The organism is Agrobacterium sp. CG160-95, assembly GCF_053521725.1.
Genome location: NZ_JBNWDU010000010.1, coordinates 1 through 18,625, shown reverse-complemented (window position 1 = coordinate 18,625; position 18,625 = coordinate 1). Strand labels below are relative to the sequence as shown.

Genomic DNA, 18,625 nt, shown 5'->3' with positions numbered 1-18,625 from the left:
CTGTTCCTTTCGACCGCACCGAAGGACAGAACGGCCAGGGGGCCGACACTTCGGCGAAGCAAAGGAGACCACCATGGCAAAGTCAGCAACCCAATCCCGTCAATCAATCCGCCAATCCGCCCGCGTCGTGCCGCTGCGCAGAGGCGCCACCCTCGAAATGGTCCGCCTTTCATGCCCCGATGAAACACAGGCGCTTCGGATCGCCGAAAGCTTCGGGATCGCCATTGTCGACAGCGATGGCATCCGTGGCATGCACGAGCGCCTGATCGTCGAAACCGCCACCGCACTTTCCGATGGCCTTGGCGACCGGGCGATGCAGATCCATCTGCAGCGCATCGTCGGGGCCTATGTCGGATCGGCCCATGGCGCCGGCCAGTTCTACTCCCGCGCCGTCACCGAGGCGCGGAACGCCACCGCCAAGAGCGCTGCGGATGCCCGCGACGAGGATCTCGACGGTCCGGTCGGCTATGAGAGCGCCGCCCAGCGCAAGCGCGAATTCGCAGCCGACATGGGCATCCAGGCACATGCGCTCAGAATGGCGGCCGTCGGCGCTGTCGCAGCCTATGAGCAGGTGGTAGGCGAAACATGGAAACCCTTCGACCGGCCGGTCGAAAATCCCGGCCAGACGCTCGACCGCAAGGCGGCAGCAGTCCAGCTGTCAGCCTTCGAATAACATCCATCACGGCGGGGCTCCGGCCCCGCCTTTGTTCACGTCGACGAAGGTGTCCTGTTCTCGTCAGCTCGAAGTCACGAGGGCCTGTGCCGGCCACCGCCTCGGATCAACGACGGGACGCGACTTCAATGCGTCGACAGAAGGTCCCAACCTCAACCGCGCCGTTGCTAAGATTCCATCGGCTACCGTGCGGCAGAAAGTGGTCCTGCTGGCGACACCCTCGCATTGGCTGCGGATGAAGATCGGTAATCTGTCCATTGCTACCCCGTCCCGCCTGCGGTCTGCCGGGCCGAGGGTCTCGCGCAAGGGCTTCGCCCTCCTTCACGTTGTTACGGCGCGTTCCGCGTGCGCTCATCCCTGATCTCCCCGGCTTTTGACCGACGTGACGGGGTCGCGATGGTCGCGACCTCCGAAAACGGAGGTTCAAGGATATGAAAAGAAAAGGGCAGGGCGAGCGCGCCGATCTCTATGCGCGGATCACCGACATGATCGTTGCGGATCTGGAAAAAGGCGTCCGTCCGTGGATGAAGCCCTGGTCGGCCGCAAATACGACCGGACGGATCACCCGGCCGCTGCGCCACAACGGCGAAGCCTATAGCGGTCTCAACGTGCTGCTGTTGTGGTCGGAGAGCACAGCGAGGGGCTATGTCTCGCCGACATGGATGACGTTCAAACAGGCCTTGCAGCTGGATGGAGCTGTTCGCAAGGGCGAGACCGGAACGACGGTCATCTATGCAAGCCGCTTCACCAAGTCGGAGACCGACAGTAATGGCGGCGAGGTGGAGCGCGATATTCCGTTCCTTAAATCGTACACGGTGTTCAACGTAGCGCAGATCGACGGCCTGCCTGACCACTATCATGGCGTACCCGAACCGCTCCTGAGCCCGATCGAGCGCATCGGTCACGCCGACGAGTTCTTCCGCAATACCGGCGCAGTCATTCGGCACGGCGGCAACCAGGCATACTATTCTCCGGCCATGGACTATATCCAGATGCCACCGTTCGAAGCCTTCCGCGATGCCGCCGGGTATGCGGCAGTCCTCAGCCATGAGGCGACCCACTGGACGGCGGCAGAACATCGCGTGGGACGCGACCTGTCGCGCTATGCCAAGGACCGGACGGAGCGAGCGCGGGAAGAACTCATTGCCGAACTTGGCAGTTGCTTCCTCTGCGCTGACCTCGGTATCGCGCCGGAACTTGAGCCGCGGCCGGATCACGCGTCCTATCTGCAGTCATGGCTCTCGGTGCTGGCCAACGACAAACGGGCAATTTTCCAGGCGGCCGCGCATGCGCAGCGGGCGGTCAATTATCTCCACGGTCTTCAGCCAAGGGCGGATGCCTGCGCGACGAGGGAGGCAGTGTAATAGCGCCCCTCTCTTTTTAGAGCGTCCTTTGGTACTGCTCCCAAAATCTGAATCCGGGCAGCGCGGATTGACCGTTCGGGAGGAAAGCGAAGGCGATCTTGTTCCGTGCGGGCGCGAGCCAGTTTTGCTGCGACTGGCCCTTATGCGTTGCGCATCAGCAACAGGTCATTCTTGCGGATACGAGCAAGCATGGGCGACATGTGCCAGATTGAAAACCGGAGCCGCCATCGAGAAGGAAAGTTCGGCGACGCTCACCGGACTTGTCGCATTGGCCCGGCAATGCCCAAACGATCGATGTGGCCATTGCTGCCATCCATTCGGGCATAGGAAGTGGGCGCGGCCAACGCGGCCTCGATTTGACATGTCCGATCGAAGATCGGCTGCGCCTCGATCGTTCTCCCGCAACGGCATCGCCCCCTTTCTTCCCCTGCGACCTGCGTTCGCATTCCTCGCGGTCCAAGAAAGCCGTCTCCCGCCGCCCTCCATTGCATTCCGGTCCCTTAAGGATGCGGTCCGATCGTCCCCGATCAAATCGACAGTCATCGAGGACGCGATGGTCGCGGCCCGATCAAACCGAAAGGATCACGACAATGGCAATCATCGGCGAATTCACCACCAACGGCAACACCATCCTCGGCCACGTACGCACTCTGACGGTCTCCATGAAGGCCCGTCTGAACCCGATCGAACGCACATCCCGCGACGCTCCCGACTTCCGGATCATGTCCGGAGCGGCCGAAGTCGGCGCCGCCTGGAGCCAGGTTTCCGGCGACGGAGAGCCCTACATCTCGGTCAAGCTCGACGATCCGAGCTTCCCGGCCCCGATCAATGCGGCACTTTGGCCGACCGAGAGGGAAGGCGACTATACGTTGGTCTGGAACCGCCCGAAGCGCGACGCCTGATCAAAGACGAAGCCCTGCCGGAAACGGCGGGGCTTTTCCCTTGTTCAAACCAAGAAGGAACCGGGCATCTAGCCCGCTTCTTCTACTGGTCGCGATACGGAGAGGCGGGGTCTGCTCAGAGTGACCAATCGTGCCGCGAGCAAATGCCGGCCTCAAGGACTTCGCGTGGCCCCCCGATTTTGCTTCCGCTCCGGTTCCCTGCGCTTCAACAAAACCGGCACCCCACTCGCCGCCTCTGGCGGTCGCCGACGCGATCCTTGACCCCGTCATTTCCTCACGCCCCGCGGCGTCATCTTTCTCAAACGTCAAGGAGATGACGATGCTACTGGAACAACATATCGAAGAACTGCGCGCCGAGTTGCGTAACGCCGTCTACCAGGACGAGCATCAGTGGATCCTCAACGAGCTTGCAGCGGCGGAAGCGCAGCTTGCGGAGGAAGAGGCCGCGTATAACGCGCAGCTGAAGGCCGAGCCGCCCGAATAGGGCGGTCATCGCCGTTTTACTCGTCTAAGCACCCTCTCGATTACAGGCTGCCCGTTCATCTCGGCCTGGGCGTAACGGGATCGCAGAACGGCAGGGTGCTTGCACGTCGTATCGCTTGGGCTAGTCGGTCGTTCGTCTCTGCGACGGTCGGTGTCTGTCCGTATCTCACCGCGCCACGGCTGACGGTCTCGTCAACGACCCGCATCGCCGCTGCGACCGTTGCGGCACACAGCATCACGTCGAAATCCTGCGGCGAGAGATCGAGCCGGCTGGCAATCACCTCAGCCATCGTGTCTTCGGTGTTCCGCGTCGACATGTGCCAAGGGCCGAGAAGCGCTGGTTCCTCGTCCAGGCGAGCGATGAGATGGATGAGAAGACCGGTATCTATCAGTTCCTGGCCGTCGATCTTGCTCATATCGTAGGTGATCTCAAAGAACCGTTCCACTGAGACGTCGCTCGGCCAGTTACGAAACCTGGCCGCGAGACGTTGCGACGCGAGCGCAAAGAGTGGCTCAACGCAGCTTTCCTTAGTGCGGAAGTAGCGCCAAAGCGTCCGCTTTGAGATGCCTGCCGCATCGGCGATCTCATCGCCAGTCGTGTCCGCTACGCCTTTTTGCAGGAACAAGCGCGCGGCACATCTCGCCACTTCGATATGCGCATCTTCCGGGATCGTCCTGCTCATCAATACTCCTAAGGGACTCGTTCGCGGGGAATGTAAACGACATTCAGTGCCGCATCCATAGGGGAGAGTATCGCAAATCGGCTAACTCCTTTCATTTAACAAGTCATAATAATGACACTTAGTGCCATTATCCGTTTTTTCCACCTGAGGATAATCGCCACTTTTAACCGGAGTCCCCAATGCGAACACCAGCCGCTTTCGTCGCCCTCCTGCTCACGTGTGTAGACGGCAGTTCCGCCGAACAACTGGAAGGCAAATTGCCTAAAGACATCTATCCGGAGACAAAACGCATCGACGTGACCGAGCAGTATTTTGGTCAGACGATTGTGGACCCGTATCGCTGGTTGGAGAACAGCAACCCTGAAGACGGCGCGGTTCGGTCATGGATTGAGGCGCAGAACGCCGTTACGCGACCCTATCTCGACACCCTCCCTGGACGTGACCACTTCCGCAAACGGATGAAGGAGCTGCTTGATTATGATCGCTATACCGTTCCGCGAAAGCGCGGAGACCGCTATTTCTTCAATGTCATCAAGGGCAATGAAAACCAGCCGTCGCTCTATGTTCGTGAAGGCGTGTTTGGTGACAGTCGCGTGCTCATCGATCCCAATAGCTGGTCGGAGGACGGCGCCGACGCACTCAGTATATGGAACGCGTCCGACGACGGACGCCTCCTGGCATTCGGCAAGCAGACGGGCGGTACCGACTGGCGGACCATCAGGGTGCTCGACGTCGACAGTGGCAAGATACTCGACGACGTCGTTGAATGGGCGCGATTCACACGCATCGCATGGGCACCTAATGGCTCGGGCTTCTTTTATTCACGTGTTCCGAAGCCGGTGGATGGAACGACCGCTGCGGTTGTTGCCAACCACGCCGTCTATTTCCACAGGCTGGGGACAGAGCAAACAGAGGATCGTCTCATCTACGCCACCCCTGAACGCCCTGACCTGTTGCACGGCGCCGACAGGGTTTCGGGCGGACGCTACCTCACCATTTCTTCGACGCCCGGTACGAACGAAAGCTCCCTGACCGTCATCGATCTCGCGTCTCAGGACTGGAAGCCCCGGACGATCGTCGGTGACATGGATTCAGCGTGGTATGTCATAGGTAACGATGGGACCACTCTGTTTCTCGCTACGACACAGGGGGCGGAGCGTGCGCGCATCGTCTCGCTCGATCTCGCCGATAAAAATCCTGAGCCAAAAGAGATCATAGCCGAGGCTGCCGATGGCGCGGTTCTGGACGGCGCGGTTCTTGCGGGTGACAAACTGCTGGTGAACTATCAGATCGACGTCAAGGCGGAACTGCGACGCTTCACCCTCGATGGGAAGCCTGAAGGTACCGTGAGCCTACCGGGGGTCGGAAGCGCCCGATTTCTGGAAGGTGATGCCAAGGAAGCCTTCTTCGTCTTTACCAGCTACGACGCACCGATAGCAATTTATCATTACGACACGGCTTCCAAAGCGGTAACCCCGTGGGCGGAGCCGAAAGTGCCGATCGACCTGAATAAAATTCTTGTCGAGCAACGCTTCTATCGCTCCAAGGACCACACCGAAGTGCCGTTGTTTATCATCCGCCGCAAGGATGTCACTGCGCCGGCTCCGACCCTGCTCTACGGCTATGGCGGTTTCGGCATCAGCCAGATCCCCGTCTTCAATCCGATGCAACTCGCATGGGTGGAACAGGGCGGCGTGTTGGCGATCGCCAACATTCGCGGGGGCGGCGAATACGGTCGCGCCTGGCACCGCGCTGGTCAGCTCGAAAGAAAGCAGAACGCGCTTGATGACTTCATCGCCGCCGCCGAATTCTTGAAGCGGGCGGGCATCACATCGCCGAAAGGTCTGGCCATCCAGGGCGAATCCGCCGGTGGCATGCTTGTGGGTGCGGTCACGAACCAACGCCCCGACCTGTTCGACGTCGCGCTTCCAGGTGTCGGGGTCATGGACATGCTGCGCTACGACAAGTTCACAGGCGGTGCGCTCTGGAGAGGCGAATACGGCAACCCTGCCGAAGAGAAGTCTTTCCGCAACCTCCTGACCTACTCGCCTTATCACACGATCAGAGATGGCAAGGAGTATCCCGCGATCCTGGCCACGACGGCGGACGCGGACGACCGCGTCGTTCCCGCGCACACCTTCAAATATATCGCGGCACTGCAGGCCGCTGACCTCGGCCCGAAACCGCGACTGGTGCGCATTGAAACCCGTGCTGGCCATGGCAGCGGCCTGCCGATCGACAAGGTCGTCGCACAGAGCGCCGATATATTTTCATTCGCGGCCCACTGGACGGGGCTGAAAATTACATCGGGAAAATGACCGATCAAAAGGAGAATGTAAAAATGACGAGATCGCAGAAGCCTATGATTAAAGCCATGACAACGGTCTGTGGGGGTGGCCTCATCGCCCTGGCGCTAGCTGGGTGCACATCCGCTCAAGACCAACATTATGAAGACAGGCGCGCATGCTACAGTTCGAGACACTATGCCGGATGCATGAACGGCCAACAGTACCATCGCGATCGCGAACAACTGATGAACCAGGAAAGAGCCCTGATAAGTGCTCAGCAGGCCCGTGAAAATCTCAGGATGCTCCGAGAGATCAGAAGGAAACGCGGGGAGTACTGACCTCTGAGTTGCGGCAGAAAGGAAGAGGAATTCATGACATGCCGATAGACGAACGGCCGGACAAGCACGGCACGGCGGAGGGCGCGCATCGGCTTGCGCTCACAACGGTGATCCGGGCTTTGGTAGACAACGCGAGCGTAGCCGATCCGGGCCTGAGGAAACGTATCACCACGGATGTCGAGGCGTACATAATGCGCCTCGATCCACAATCGGAGCTGGAGTTCGACTTTGCCGAACGGGCAAGAAGCTTCGCTGCGAACCTTTTAAAACCGTCGGACTCGTGATCGACCGATTACGGGAGCTGGCAGATCTCTTAGAGAGCCAGTGCGGCGAATTGCATGCAATCTGAGAAGAGGGCTTCCGGTTCCGTTAGACCTGGAGGCCCTTCTCGCCCCAATCTCAATGCAGAGGGGAAAGCGGGCCTCGCACGCCGCCGGTTTCAGCGCACGCCTGGTGCTGGAACGGCGGTCCCAGGATGTTGATCGCCTGCCGGGGCGGCAAGTGGGCCAGAAGCGGCCTTGATCCTTGACTGTCAGCATAACGCCTCGAGATGAACCATTGCCACCCAGACGAGCGTCGCCAGATTGCCGCGGAGCTGGAACTGGCTCTGGCCGAACTGGCCGTTCTCATGGCCGAGCAGGACGGTTCCGTTGACGCCGTGCCGCCCTTCTGAGGGCGGCATACACCCGCAATGCTGCCACCACCGTCCGATTGCCATCGAGATCGAGATCAGCTTTAAGCGTGATGGCAAGCAGCGCCGATGACGCTGCGCCGTCTGCCTTTGGCGGCTCCCCCTGATGACCCCGCTTACCGCGCTTCGGCTCACTTGTTCAGCACATCTTTCAGTGCTTTGGCAGGCTGGAACGTAAGCTTCTTCGCAGCGGCAACCTTGATGGTGGCGCCGGTTGCCGGATTGCGAGCCTCACGCTCCGGGGTATCCTTGATCTTGAACTTGCCGAATCCCGGGATAGATGTTTCCGCTCCGGACGTGGCTGCCGTCGTGATCGACGCGAAGACGGTTTCGACGATCGATTTCGCCTGGGCTTTGGTCAGGTTCTGTTCGGATGCGATCTTTTCGGCGATTTCATTGGTTGTGGTCATGACGGTTTCCTCGTTAAAGACGGGAAAACCCTTTCAGGCGATCGTTACGTTGTCATGCGGCGATGTCCTTAGAGTGGCGCTCCTGCCGGGGTTTCCACAGTTTCTTGCCGGTTGATAGCCCCTTTTGCGCTTCTGCAGTACCAGTTCGAGAAAGCGCGATATCGCATCATTCTCATTGCCGAACACCTCGGTCATCTCCCCGCCAGCCTTGCCGATCCGTCCCCAGCTTCGCACGACGGCTATTTCGCCAAAAAGGGTTGGCCGGATCGCAAGCGCGTAATATCGGGCCATGTTCCTGGTGGCGTCGATCCTCTGGCAATAAAGCTGGTAGTGGTGTGTTCCCATCCCCGCATGATCGGCGATGCTCGCGATCTGGTCCAACGAGACTTATGAATCGAAAGGTCGCTTCCGATTCATTTCTGTGATGGAAGCCTGTTGCGGTTTCGGCAGTGTCCGATCATCCTCACGGGATCAAGCTTCCCGGTCTGAACGGTACGTCCGGGCGCGATCGTCGAGGTGAGCACAGCCGGTAAATCAGATGGCGAGCTGTCTTCGCTTCCAATCGTCAGTAGGTCCATGTTCAGGCATCGCATGTTTTCGAAAAAGGAGGATCAAATGGCACCCTTTGAGGAAGCGGCGGCCGCAACGACTACGATACAGGAGCATCTGTCATCTACACTGGAGAGGCATTAGGACGGGTTGAGCTAGCACATCGCCAATTCTTCGGTGTCCATGCCCATCCTTCAACGAGACACAACGACCTGATCGAAGCGCTAGAAGGCGATCGACGCGGCACTGGCGCTGATGAAGGCAACGAAATGGCCAATAGAAGCCGAATACGGTCCGCAAGAAAACACCTGAGCCGTCAAGGTCCCAGCTTGGCAAACCTGTTGGGCCTGGCGTGCATATCCATGTCCTTCCGCCTGAAATAGATCGCCCGTCCGCAGCGGATCGGACTGTGGCCCTGGACGATAATGATCTGCTCGTCCTTGCGCATCGATTGTGTGATTTCGTGCGGCATGATCAGCGGGCGGCGCTGGAAAGTGATGCTTTCGGATTTCCGCGACGCACTGTTTTTCGTACCCCAGCCGAGATTGCGAGAACTGCCTTTGACTTCGACAGTCATTTCTCCACATTGGGCTGAGACGTTGCGGGCGGTATCCAGTGCCTTGATCGCGGCGTAACTCGCGAAAGCGCAGCCGTCGATCCATGAGACCGCGCCGTCTTTTCCGAAGTGCCGTTCCAGTTGCCCGACGGACTGGTACATCAGCATCATGCTAACGCCGTACTTGCGACCGCGATCGCGCGCCTCTTCAAGCACGCGCATGTAGCCAAGCAGATCGACTTCGTCCAAAATGAACAACGCTCGCCTCGTGAACGCGCCATCCGCTTCGATCATCGCGTTGATCAGCGAGCCGATGATCACCCGACCGATACCGGGATAGGACCGCAGGATCGATGCGGGGATATTGATAAAGACGTCTTTCTTTCCGCCAGCGATCTCGCTCGATTTGAACGTGTTGCCGCAAACCAGTGCCGCGTAATTATCGAGCGACAGCCATTGCGTATCCTTCGATGCCGTCGAATAGACGCCTGAGAATGTTTGCTCGGTCATGTTAACAAAGACGCCGAGCGTTTCGCGGATGAAGGCGGACGCGGAGTGTTCCTGTACGTCGCGTAGCATGGCGAGCACGGAGGTTTCCGGCTCGGAGACGATCTGGCGCAGGCTGCGGAGGTTTCGTCGTCCTGCATATTCCGGTGACAGCATCACATGCGCCAGAAGACCGGTCAGCAGATTGTGCGCCTGCGATTGGAAGTAAGAGCCAGTCGACGATTCGAAGCGCACGCTTTCCGAGAGCAACATGTGCGCGATGCCGACAATGTCCTCTTCCTTTTTTAGCGAGTGCTCGATGCCGTCGAGCACGTTAAATCCCATGACCGGATTTGCCGGATCGAGCACAACGACCTCTCGGTCGAGTTTATCTCTTCGGTGGTCAACGACCATCGGGGCCACCTCGGTGGACGGATCCAGGCAAATTAGCGGGCCTGTATATCTGAGCGCCGTCGGCACGACGTTGCTGGTGGTCTTGAAGCCACCAGAGCCCGCGAAGAAAAGCATGTGGGTCGAATCGAAATCCTGGGAGTAGGTCAGCAGCGGGGCTTTGCCACCACGTCCCCAGGTGGCCGGATCTTTCGGATCGAACGGCAACTCATGGACGAGTTCCTTGTCGACCCTGTAGCGCTCGCCGATGACGATTTCGCCATCATTGGGAAACAGCCGTGCCGCCGCCGACATCGGCAGCCAGTCTGCATCTCCGAATGTTCCGCGCCTGGCGCGCGTCACCTGTTCGGGCACGACGCTGGAGATGCGCGCCGCGACCGCGGCCGCCATGAATCCCATCGCTGCGCCAACGACCGCAATCATGTCGACGAATGATAGCGCCTGATCCCAGGTCAGCACACCGCTCTCTACGAGCGGCTGAAGCCGCCCGAACTCGCGCATCCCGTAAAAGCCGGCCATCAGGAGAAAGCAGAGAAAGCTTGCCAACGCCACGGGCCTCCGCCGATGGAGGGGCAGCGCCCAGACCGCCAGCAGTCCAGCCAGCGGCCCGAACAAAAGGACGGGCAATGGTGACGCCCGAAGGAACCAGTATTGCGTCTTGCCTGTGATGCCGGTCGCCAATTCAGGCCAACGCCAGTGGGCGACGTAAAAGGAAAAACCGGTGACGGCGATGGGAATGATGATAAGCAAGAGGCTTGGACGAGGTTTGGCCTTTCCCTTCATTCCGACGCCTTCGCAAAGCGTTCCACCCTGCCGCTGGATGCCGCGGCCCTGAAGGCGAGCTCCCCGATATCGCGAATACGCCGATGTTCAGGTGTCCCCGGCACGACCCGCTTCATTTCGAGAAGTCCGCCAAGCAGGAAAGCCCGATCGGCGTTCGACAGGCCCGCGCGAACGACAATGTCACCGAGCAAGAACTTTTCTCTCGCTCCCTTCTTTCGGTCAGATGTCATGTGGAGCCTCCGTTTCCGAACCAGTCGCTCCATTTGCCTGTCCACGCGGCGAAGCAGGTGAGCCAGCGGCCTGCTTCTTCTCGCCGTTGCGAAATCGCGCTCCGATCTCGTCGAAGATGCGATCCACCTCCTCGTCAGCGATCTCCATCTCTGCCAATCCCGACTTCGTTGCCGCACGCGCGAAACGATCAGCTGATTTCACTATTAAAGTTTTTCGTCGTTCGCGAAGCTTCTCAATTTGAGCATCAATATCCATGAGCGCCGGCTTAGTGGCCATAGGCAAGTCCTCTCAACGTCTTTGGAAATTTTCATCCCGTCATTTAACTGACTAGAAAATAGTAGTCAAAAGCGCTACCGTACACAAGCCCACAAACGTCGATATTGGAAATCCCAGCAGGGCCGTCTTCTGGAAAAGCAGCATCGGTCTTGTCAGGCCGATTGATTTGAGGGCGCAATATACGTCGCTGACGCGACGTGCCTGGAAGGACTGGAGACGTTAGTGGCGATCATGTTCGTCAGAGCGCAGGTGATCAGCAGGGGAGCGGGACGCAGTATCGTTTCGGCCGCCGCCTATCGTCATCGGGCGCGGATGATGGACGAACAGGCCGGAACCTCCTTCAGTTACCTTGGCGGCGCGGCCGAACTGAAACACGAGGAGTTGGCGCTGCCGGACCAGGTACCGGCCTGGCTGCGCGCGGTCATCGATGGGAAGAGCGTCGTTGCGGCCAGCGAGGCTCTTTGGAATGCAGTGGACGCATTCGAAACTCGTGCCGACGCGCAGCTTGCCCGCGAGTTGATCATCGCGCTTCCGGAAGAGTTGACGCGATCAGAGAACATCGCCCTTGTGCGCGAGTTCGTCCGGGACAATCTGACGTCCAAGGGCATGATCGCCGACTGGGTTTATCATGACCGGCAAGGCAATCCACACATCCACCTGATGACCGCGCTTCGACCTCTGACGGAACAGGGTTTCGGGCCGAAGAAAGTGCCGGTGCTTGGCGCCGACGGCGAGCCGTTGCGGGTCGTCACGCCGGACCGACCGAAGGGCAAGATCGTCTACAGGCTCTGGGCCGGCGACAAGGAAACCATGAAGGCATGGAAGATCGCCTGGGCGGATACGGCCAATCGGCATCTGGGGCTTGCCGGCCATGAGATCCGCCTCGATGGGCGTTCCTATGCCGAACAGGGGCTCGACGGGATTGCCCAGAAACATCTCGGGCCGGAAAAGGCAGCGCTCGCCCGCAAGGGTGTCGCGATGTATTTCGCGCCGGCCGATCTCGCGCGCCGGCAGGAGATGGCCGACCGGCTGCTGGCCGATCCGTACCTACTCCTGAAACAACTCGGCAACGAGCGCTCCACCTTCGATGAACGGGACATCGCCAAGGCACTGCACCGCTATGTCGACGATCCCGCTGATTTCGCCAACATACGCTCCAAGCTGATGGCCTCTAATGATCTCGTACTGTTGAAGCCGCAACAGGCGAACCTGCAGACCGGCAAGGTGGCCGAACCTGCGGTCTTCACCACACGCGATATCCTGCGCACCGAATACGACATGGCGCAGTCGGCGGAAGTTCTGGCCCGGCGCAAGGGCTTCGGCGTCGCCAACGCGAAAATTGCGGCGGCTGTCAGAACCATAGAAACCGCCAATCCGGAAAATCCGTTCACGCTTGATCGCGAACAGGTGGAGGCTGTCCATCATGTCGCCGGCGACACTGGCATCGCCGCTGTGGTCGGGCATGCCGGTGCGGGAAAATCGACGCTGCTTGCCGCGGCGCGCATCGCCTGGGAGAGCGGCAACTACCGCGTCTTCGGGGCGGCGCTTGCTGGCAAGGCGGCCGAAGGGCTTGAGGATAGTTCCGGCATCAGATCGCGCACGCTCGCCTCATGGGAACTAGCCTGGGAGAACGGACGCGATCTCCTCGACCGGCGGGACATCTTTGTCATCGATGAAGCTGGCATGGTCTCGTCGCAGCAGATGGCGCGTGTGCTCAAGCGCGCCGAGGAGGCCGGAGCCAAGGTGGTTCTGGTCGGCGATGCAATGCAGCTTCAACCGATCCAGGCCGGCGCAGCCTTTCGGGCGATTTCCGAACGGATCGGTTCTGCCGAACTTGCCGGTGTGCGGCGCCAGCGTGAAGAGTGGGCGCGAGAGGCCTCCCGTCTTTTCGCCCGCGGCAAGGTCGAGGAGGGGCTGGATGCCTATGCGCAGCGGGGGCGTATCGTTGAGGCGGAGAGCCGGGCTGAAGCTGTTGAGCGCATCGTTGCAGACTGGACGCGCGCTCGCCGCGACCTCATCCAGCAACATGCCGATAAAGAACAGCCGGCCCGCTTGCGTGGTGACGAACTGCTCGTTCTCGCCCATACCAATGACGACGTGAGGCGGCTCAATGAAGCGCTGCGCAACGTCATGAAAGATGAAGGCGCCCTGACCGTTTCTCGTGAATTTTACACGGAGCGAGGCGTGCGGGAGTTCGCCGTCGGCGACCGGATCATCTTCCTCGAAAACGCCCGGTTCCTCGAGCCGCGTGCGCGAAAGCTTGGACCCCAATATGTCAAGAACGGCATGCTCGGCACGGTCGTATCCACCGGCGACACGCACGGCGGCCCACTGCTATCGGTCCGTCTCGATAATGGCCGGGATGTCGTCATCAGCGAAGACAGCTATCGCAATGTCGATCACGGCTATGCTGCGACCATTCACAAGTCCCAAGGTGCGACCGTCGACAGGACATTCGTGCTCGCAACCGGGCTGATGGATCAGCACCTGACATACGTATCGATGACCCGCCATCGCGATCGGGCCGATCTTTATGCCGCTCGCGAGGACTTTGAGCCGAAGCCGGAATGGGGGAAAAGATCCCGGGTTGATCACGCCGCAGGCGTCACGGGCGAGCTGGTCGGAACCGGCAATGCGAAGTTCAGGCCGCAAGACGAGGATGCCGACCAAAGCCCCTATGCCGATGTGAAAACGGACGACGGAACCGTGCATCGGCTCTGGGGCGTGAGCCTGCCAAAGGCCCTGGAGGAGGCCGACGTGTCGGAAGGCGACACGGTGACGCTGCGCAAGGACGGTGTCGAACGGGTGACGGTGACGGTGCCCGTCATCGACGAGAAAACCGGAGAGAAGAGGTTCGAGGAACGGACGGTCGATCGAAACGTCTGGACTGCCAAACGGATCGAAACGGGAGAGGTTCGCCGGCAGCGCATAGATGAGGAGAGCCATCGGCCGGAACTGTTCAAGCAACTGGTGGAGCGTCTTGGCCGCTCCGGCGCCAAGACGACGACCCTCGATTTCGAGAGCGAGGCCGGCTACCAGGCGCACGCTCGGGATTTTGCCCAGCGTCGCGGTATCGATACGCTCTCCGGTGTCGCAGCCTGGATGGAGGACGGGGCGGGGCGGCAGCTGGCGTGGCTGGCGCAGAAGCGCGAGCAAGTGGCGAAGCTTTGGGAGCGGGCGAGCGTGGCGCTCGGCTTCGCGATCGAAAGCGAGAAGCGTGTTTCCTATAGTGAGGAACGAGCCGAAACCCGGACGGCAGAAATTCCGACGGATCGACAATATCTCATCCCGCCGAAAACATTGTTTTCCCGTAGTGTCGGCGAGGATGCCCGCCGCGCGCAGCTTCGCTCGGATCACTGGAAGGAACGCGACGCCATTCTTCGCCCAGTCTTGCAAAAGATCTATCGCGATCCCGAAGGTGCGCTTGCAAGACTGAACGCGCTTGCCTCCGACGCGCGGATTGCGCCTCGCGAGCTTGCCGACGATCTTGAGGCCTCGCCGCAGCGTCTCGGCCGTCTGCGTGGATCGAATCTTCTTGTCGATGGCCGCGCGGCCCGCTCCGAGCGCGATGCGGCGGTGTCGGCCTTGTCCGAATTGCTGCCGCTGGCACGTGCCCATGCCACAGAGTTCCGCCGCCAGGTCGATCGCTTCGGCATTCGCGAGGAGCAACGGCGCGCGCATATGTCGTTGTCGATCCCGGCGCTTTCCAAACCGGCTATGGCGCGCCTTGCCGAAATCGAAGCCGTACGCGAGCGCGGTGGCAAGGATGCCTACAAGACGGCCTTCGCCTACGCGGCGGAGGATCGCCTTTTTGTTCAAGAGGTGAGGGGGGTCAACGACGCTCTCAACGCTCGCTTCGGCTGGTCCGCCTTCACCGACAAGGCAGACACTGTTGCCCAGCGCAACATGATCGAGCGCATGCCGGACGACCTTGACCTCGACCGGCGCGAAAAGCTCAATCGTCATTTTGCCGCCATACGCCGCTTTGCCGAAGAACAGCATCTTGTCGAAAGGAAAGATCGCTCCAGGATCGTTACCGGCGCCAGCGTCGTGCCTGGGAAAGAGACGGTGCCGGTGTTGCCAATGCTTGCAGCTGTAACAGAGTTTGAAACCCCGATCGACCACGAGGCGCGGGAGAGGGCGCGAGCTGTTCCTCACTACAGTCAAAATCGCGCCGCCCTTGCGAACGCGGCAGCGCGTATCTGGCGCGATCCGGCAGGTGCTGTCGGAAAGATTGAAGATCTGATCCTGAAGGGCTTTGCCGGTGAGCGGATCGCTGCGGCCATCAGCAATGATCCCGCTGCCTACGGCGCGTTGCGAGGCTCCGGCCGTATCATGGATAAATTGCTCGCTGTCGGCCAGGAGCGGAAGGAGGCTTTCCGTGCCGTCCCGGAGGCGGCAAGCCGTGTGCGGTTATTGGCCACCTCATTTAGGGCCGCATTTGATGCAGAGAGGGAGGCGATCACTGAGGAGCGCCAGCGCATGAGCATTGCCATCCCGGGACTGTCGCCGTCCGCCGAAGATGCACTGAGAGAACTCTCAGTGGCGATGAAGAAAAAGAACGGCAGGCTCGACGTCGCTGCCGGCTCGCTCGATCCCGCCATTAGTAAGGAGTTTGCAACCGTGAGCCGCGCCCTCGACGAGCGCTTCGGCCGCAATGCTATCCTGCGTGGAGAGCTGGATGTTATCAATCGCGTGCCGCCTCCTCAGCGCCGTGCGTTCGAGGTAATGCGGGAACAGTTGAAGGTGCTGCAGCAGGTTGTCCGCATGCAGGCAAGCCAGAACATCGTAGCAGAGCGCCACCGGCGTGTACTCGACCGCGCCCGCGGCGTTATCCTCTTTAACCAATGAATGGCTAACACCTGTGCTGAGCTTGTCCCTCATGCTGTTCGCTTACGGCAATGCGTTGCGTGGCCGGAAGATGGTCAGCCGGATCAGGAGTTTTAATGACCGCTTCAGTAGCTGGCAGTTCCAAGGGAAGTTATTCAACCCACTTTGATGGGTTGAATAAATTGAAAATATGCATTAATTGAACCATTGAAAGGGTCAATTAATGCGCCTAACGCTCCAAACCCATTTTTATGGCCAGTGGCACCACGCCGCGACGCTAGAACTTAAGGATGACGCGGCCGGCTTCCAGGGCGCGTCCATCGTCGATTACGATCTCGACTATTTCGTCACAGTTGCATCTGCGGAGTTCGCGGGTGGAAAAACGGTTCGCGACCATCGCGCGTTATCTGTCCGATATCCCGTTGATCTCGAAAATCGATATAGCCGCAGCTGGCCGCCCTTCCTCTTGGATCTTATGCCCCAGGGGCATGCAAGGCGAAAGCTTGCCGAGCATCTCAGTCTTGCTGAAGGCTCGCGCGCTTCCGATCTACCGCTGCTTCTGCGATCGGCGACGGGCGGCATAGGCAATATCCGGATCAAAGAAGCGGCGGAGGCCGAGACGGAACGGCTGCGCGGTGTTGAGCGCCAAGGGGTTACAGAAGCGGAAATCCTTGAGCGCTCGGATCGTTTCATGGAAGTCGCCGATCGCTTCGGAATGCTCGCCTCTGGCTCAAGTGGCCTGCAAGGCGAATGGCCCAAGGTCTCGATGACCCAAGCGAAGGACGGTCTCTATTATCCCGACAGCTTCGTAACTGACGATGAGGCCGTGCGCCACGTCATTGTCAAGCTGGTCCGCAGCAACGAGCCCGTGGACCGCCTTATACTCGAAGGCGAAGCTCTCTATTCGCGGATCGCTCAAGAGATCGGCCTGAATGTGCACGAACCTTCGACCTATGCCGAAAGTGTCCTGATCATTCCTCGGTTCGACCGGAAGGAAAAAGAAGGTGGCGGAACCGTTAGGCTGGGCCAAGAAAGCCTGGTATCCGCGATCGGCGTTGCTGATTTCGGTCATGTCGGCTCACACGAGGCCTACATCGACGTTTTGCGCCAATATTCTGCCAATCCCTTCGCGGACATTGCCGAATACCTGAAGCGGGACATCGCCAATTTGGCGCTCGGCAATCCCGATAATCACGGCCGAAATTCTGCACTAAGTAAGCACCAGGACGGCACGATCCGCCTGTCTCCGCTCTTTGATTTCGCGCCAATGCGGCTCGCCAAAGAGGGGATCGTTCGTTCCACCCGCTGGGCGATGATGCGGGACAGTGGTCGCGATCACCTTCCCGATTGGAAACGCATTTGCGCTGAACTGATCCCTGATCCTGATGAGCAGAATGCGCTCGCAACTGAGCTTTCCGTGTTTGCCGAATACCTCCGGCAAACACCGGCTATGGCGAAAGATATGGGTGGGTCTCCGGAAATTCTAAAGCGTGCAATGGGACGCTGCATTGAAATCGCGGAGAGCGTTCTGGTGGCGTGCCAGTGATGCCGGAGGACAGCTAAATGGCTCGATGGAGAAAGCCAACGAAAGAGGAAATTCTTGAGAACCGGCGAACACTGGCGCAACGCGCTCGGACTGGCGACTTGAGGTTACCTGAGGCTGTTGTTGAAATCCGAAGAGGGCTTGGTTTGACGCAGGACGAATTCGCCAAGACGCTATCGCTCACCAGGCGCCAAGTTGCTGAGATCGAAGCCGGGACGGCGAACCCAACCCTCGAAACTTTAGGGAAGATTGGGCGATTGTTCGGATTTACTGTGGGGTTTATTCCGAAGGCGCAATGATGGCTGAATTTTCTCGGGGGATGGGCGTTGGTACTACGCAAGGAAGCGACGGCGAGGATCAAAATCAATCGGCTGCTGCAGGCCGCTGGCTGACGCTTCTTCGATGACAAGCGGTCCCGCGAATGTCGCTCTTGAGCCGAACGTCAAGCTGAAGCCTGAGCACATCGAAAGTCTCGGTGAGCGGACCGGCACTTTTGCAAATTGCCAATAATTGGCGCCACTTCGATACCTAAATGTTTGGCGTTATGCCGAGAGCTCTCCAAAGCATAGGTGTCACGCGATAGGAGGCGTCCTCAGTGATTTGAACTGGAGCAACAACAGCGTCGTTTCTGTAACTTGCATAAAACGTTTCCTGTTTGCTAAGTTTCAGTTCAATTGCACCTATCTTGTAGAGAACACTTACGATGCAAGCTGAGAGCTCGAACAGTTTGCGGTAGTTTTCCCTTTTTAAATATTGCGCTGCTTTCTCATAGCACTCGTCTTTATACTTGTCGGTGCCTTCCAATTCGGCGAGCTCGAAGCAAACTTCCAACAAGCGGTCGCGCGCCGCCAGTTCCCGGACTTCATTTTTTCCTGTTTGGCGACTTATGAGCGAGATGTAGGCATCTATTTTAGGGTGAACTGAACGCCACTCGGTTCTAAGGGCATCAAGCCGTTTGCGAGAGTAATCAGCTTCGACGTCCGATATCGTTTTTTGAGAGATGTTTGTAGATCCTGAGGCTTTATCAAGGTAAGCGCGAATTTCTGTGCACCTTCTGAAGCGCAGTGCTCTGATGCATGAAGTGTCCATCAAAAATAGGTGGACACCAAATCATGGACGATACTCCTA

17 protein-coding genes are annotated in these 18,625 nt (G+C 59.2%); 9 read left to right on the top strand and 8 right to left on the bottom strand.

Annotation, left to right across the window (positions count from 1 at the left end; translation table 11 throughout):
* The first annotated feature begins 73 nt into the window (after window positions 1-73).
* The 4 genes from ACQZ63_RS25255 to ACQZ63_RS25240 all read left to right on the top strand — a co-directional run bounded on the left by ACQZ63_RS25255 (window position 74) and on the right by ACQZ63_RS25240 (window position 3,423).
* Entirely contained in the window at window positions 74-673 is a 600-nt protein-coding gene (locus tag ACQZ63_RS25255) for a hypothetical protein (RefSeq protein WP_076846236.1), read from the top strand.
* A gap of 431 nt (window positions 674-1,104) precedes the next feature.
* Window positions 1,105-2,037, top strand: coding sequence for an ArdC family protein (locus ACQZ63_RS25250; RefSeq protein WP_019565693.1), 933 nt, complete (start codon window positions 1,105-1,107; stop codon window positions 2,035-2,037).
* 590 nt (window positions 2,038-2,627) lie between these two features.
* The gene (locus tag ACQZ63_RS25245) at window positions 2,628-2,939 is read left to right on the top strand and encodes a DUF736 domain-containing protein (RefSeq protein ID WP_003517402.1); all 312 of its coding nucleotides are present in this window, start codon (window positions 2,628-2,630) and stop codon (window positions 2,937-2,939) included.
* 319 nt (window positions 2,940-3,258) lie between these two features.
* Window positions 3,259-3,423 (top strand): hypothetical protein, encoded by a 165-nt coding sequence (locus tag ACQZ63_RS25240; RefSeq protein ID WP_173998618.1) that lies wholly within the window; start codon window positions 3,259-3,261, stop codon window positions 3,421-3,423.
* 55 nt (window positions 3,424-3,478) lie between these two features.
* On the opposite strand, the gene ACQZ63_RS25235 is transcribed toward ACQZ63_RS25240, so the two are convergent.
* Window positions 3,479-4,105, bottom strand: a complete 627-nt coding sequence (locus ACQZ63_RS25235; RefSeq protein ID WP_076846252.1) for a TetR/AcrR family transcriptional regulator — start codon at window positions 4,103-4,105, stop codon at window positions 3,479-3,481.
* Between the two features lie 179 nt (window positions 4,106-4,284).
* On the opposite strand from ACQZ63_RS25235, the gene ACQZ63_RS25230 reads away from it, so the two are divergent.
* Together ACQZ63_RS25230 and ACQZ63_RS25225 are read left to right on the top strand one after the other, a co-directional pair.
* Window positions 4,285-6,423: a prolyl oligopeptidase family serine peptidase gene (locus tag ACQZ63_RS25230; RefSeq protein WP_173998616.1), complete on the top strand. Its 2,139-nt coding sequence runs from the start codon at window positions 4,285-4,287 to the stop codon at window positions 6,421-6,423.
* 346 nt (window positions 6,424-6,769) lie between these two features.
* Window positions 6,770-7,015: a hypothetical protein gene (locus ACQZ63_RS25225; protein WP_173998614.1), complete on the top strand. Its 246-nt coding sequence runs from the start codon at window positions 6,770-6,772 to the stop codon at window positions 7,013-7,015.
* 248 nt (window positions 7,016-7,263) lie between these two features.
* On the opposite strand, the gene ACQZ63_RS25220 is transcribed toward ACQZ63_RS25225, so the two are convergent.
* From ACQZ63_RS25220 to ACQZ63_RS25195, 6 genes are all read right to left on the bottom strand, one after another.
* The gene (locus ACQZ63_RS25220; RefSeq protein ID WP_173998612.1) at window positions 7,264-7,413 is read right to left on the bottom strand and encodes a hypothetical protein; all 150 of its coding nucleotides are present in this window, start codon (window positions 7,411-7,413) and stop codon (window positions 7,264-7,266) included.
* A 140-nt stretch (window positions 7,414-7,553) separates the two neighbouring features.
* Window positions 7,554-7,832, bottom strand: coding sequence for an HU family DNA-binding protein (locus tag ACQZ63_RS25215; protein WP_003517400.1), 279 nt, complete (start codon window positions 7,830-7,832; stop codon window positions 7,554-7,556).
* Window positions 7,833-7,865: 33 nt separating this feature from the next.
* Window positions 7,866-8,177, bottom strand: coding sequence for a WGR domain-containing protein (locus tag ACQZ63_RS25210; RefSeq protein ID WP_173998629.1), 312 nt, complete (start codon window positions 8,175-8,177; stop codon window positions 7,866-7,868).
* Between the two features lie 520 nt (window positions 8,178-8,697).
* Complete coding sequence (traG, locus tag ACQZ63_RS25205; protein WP_173998610.1) at window positions 8,698-10,617, bottom strand: Ti-type conjugative transfer system protein TraG; 1,920 nt, start codon at window positions 10,615-10,617, stop codon at window positions 8,698-8,700.
* Window positions 10,614-10,847 carry a conjugal transfer protein TraD gene (locus ACQZ63_RS25200; protein WP_013637342.1) on the bottom strand — a complete coding sequence of 78 codons (234 nt, stop codon included), beginning with the start codon at window positions 10,845-10,847 and terminating at the stop codon, window positions 10,614-10,616. The genes traG and ACQZ63_RS25200 overlap by 4 nt, the downstream gene beginning before the upstream one ends.
* Window positions 10,837-11,124, bottom strand: coding sequence for a TraC family protein (locus tag ACQZ63_RS25195; protein WP_448799442.1), 288 nt, complete (start codon window positions 11,122-11,124; stop codon window positions 10,837-10,839). The genes ACQZ63_RS25200 and ACQZ63_RS25195 overlap by 11 nt, the downstream gene beginning before the upstream one ends.
* 222 nt (window positions 11,125-11,346) lie before the next feature.
* Between ACQZ63_RS25195 and traA the strand changes: the two genes are divergently transcribed.
* The 3 genes from traA (at window position 11,347) to ACQZ63_RS25180 (ending at window position 17,796) form a co-directional block, all read left to right on the top strand.
* Window positions 11,347-15,975 carry a Ti-type conjugative transfer relaxase TraA gene (gene traA, locus ACQZ63_RS25190; protein ID WP_173998608.1) on the top strand — a complete coding sequence of 1,543 codons (4,629 nt, stop codon included), beginning with the start codon at window positions 11,347-11,349 and terminating at the stop codon, window positions 15,973-15,975.
* A gap of 202 nt (window positions 15,976-16,177) precedes the next feature.
* The gene (locus ACQZ63_RS25185; RefSeq protein WP_173998606.1) at window positions 16,178-17,500 is read left to right on the top strand and encodes a type II toxin-antitoxin system HipA family toxin; all 1,323 of its coding nucleotides are present in this window, start codon (window positions 16,178-16,180) and stop codon (window positions 17,498-17,500) included.
* A 17-nt stretch (window positions 17,501-17,517) separates the two neighbouring features.
* Window positions 17,518-17,796, top strand: a complete 279-nt coding sequence (locus tag ACQZ63_RS25180; RefSeq protein ID WP_111817816.1) for a helix-turn-helix transcriptional regulator — start codon at window positions 17,518-17,520, stop codon at window positions 17,794-17,796.
* Between the two features lie 229 nt (window positions 17,797-18,025).
* Here the strand turns inward: ACQZ63_RS25180 and ACQZ63_RS25175 are convergent, their stop codons facing one another.
* Complete coding sequence (locus ACQZ63_RS25175; RefSeq protein ID WP_173998604.1) at window positions 18,026-18,589, bottom strand: hypothetical protein; 564 nt, start codon at window positions 18,587-18,589, stop codon at window positions 18,026-18,028.
* Window positions 18,590-18,625: the final 36 nt, after the last annotated feature.

Excerpts from the sequence above, each read along its gene's own strand:
- ACQZ63_RS25255 (WP_076846236.1), top strand. The coding sequence starts at position 74 with ATGGCAAAGTCAGCAACCCAATCCCGTCAATCAATCCGCCAATCCGCC.
- ACQZ63_RS25250 (WP_019565693.1), top strand. The coding sequence starts at position 1,105 with ATGAAAAGAAAAGGGCAGGGCGAGCGCGCCGATCTCTATGCGCGGATC.
- ACQZ63_RS25245 (WP_003517402.1), top strand. The coding sequence starts at position 2,628 with ATGGCAATCATCGGCGAATTCACCACCAACGGCAACACCATCCTCGGC.
- ACQZ63_RS25240 (WP_173998618.1), top strand. The coding sequence starts at position 3,259 with ATGCTACTGGAACAACATATCGAAGAACTGCGCGCCGAGTTGCGTAAC.
- ACQZ63_RS25235 (WP_076846252.1), bottom strand. The coding sequence starts at position 4,105 with ATGAGCAGGACGATCCCGGAAGATGCGCATATCGAAGTGGCGAGATGT.
- ACQZ63_RS25230 (WP_173998616.1), top strand. The coding sequence starts at position 4,285 with ATGCGAACACCAGCCGCTTTCGTCGCCCTCCTGCTCACGTGTGTAGAC.
- ACQZ63_RS25225 (WP_173998614.1), top strand. The coding sequence starts at position 6,770 with ATGCCGATAGACGAACGGCCGGACAAGCACGGCACGGCGGAGGGCGCG.
- ACQZ63_RS25220 (WP_173998612.1), bottom strand. The coding sequence starts at position 7,413 with ATGCCGCCCTCAGAAGGGCGGCACGGCGTCAACGGAACCGTCCTGCTC.
- ACQZ63_RS25215 (WP_003517400.1), bottom strand. The coding sequence starts at position 7,832 with ATGACCACAACCAATGAAATCGCCGAAAAGATCGCATCCGAACAGAAC.
- ACQZ63_RS25210 (WP_173998629.1), bottom strand. The coding sequence starts at position 8,177 with ATGGGAACACACCACTACCAGCTTTATTGCCAGAGGATCGACGCCACC.
- traG (WP_173998610.1), bottom strand. The coding sequence starts at position 10,617 with ATGAAGGGAAAGGCCAAACCTCGTCCAAGCCTCTTGCTTATCATCATT.
- ACQZ63_RS25200 (WP_013637342.1), bottom strand. The coding sequence starts at position 10,847 with ATGACATCTGACCGAAAGAAGGGAGCGAGAGAAAAGTTCTTGCTCGGT.
- ACQZ63_RS25195 (WP_448799442.1), bottom strand. The coding sequence starts at position 11,124 with ATGGCCACTAAGCCGGCGCTCATGGATATTGATGCTCAAATTGAGAAG.
- ACQZ63_RS25185 (WP_173998606.1), top strand. The coding sequence starts at position 16,178 with ATGCGCCTAACGCTCCAAACCCATTTTTATGGCCAGTGGCACCACGCC.
- ACQZ63_RS25180 (WP_111817816.1), top strand. The coding sequence starts at position 17,518 with ATGGCTCGATGGAGAAAGCCAACGAAAGAGGAAATTCTTGAGAACCGG.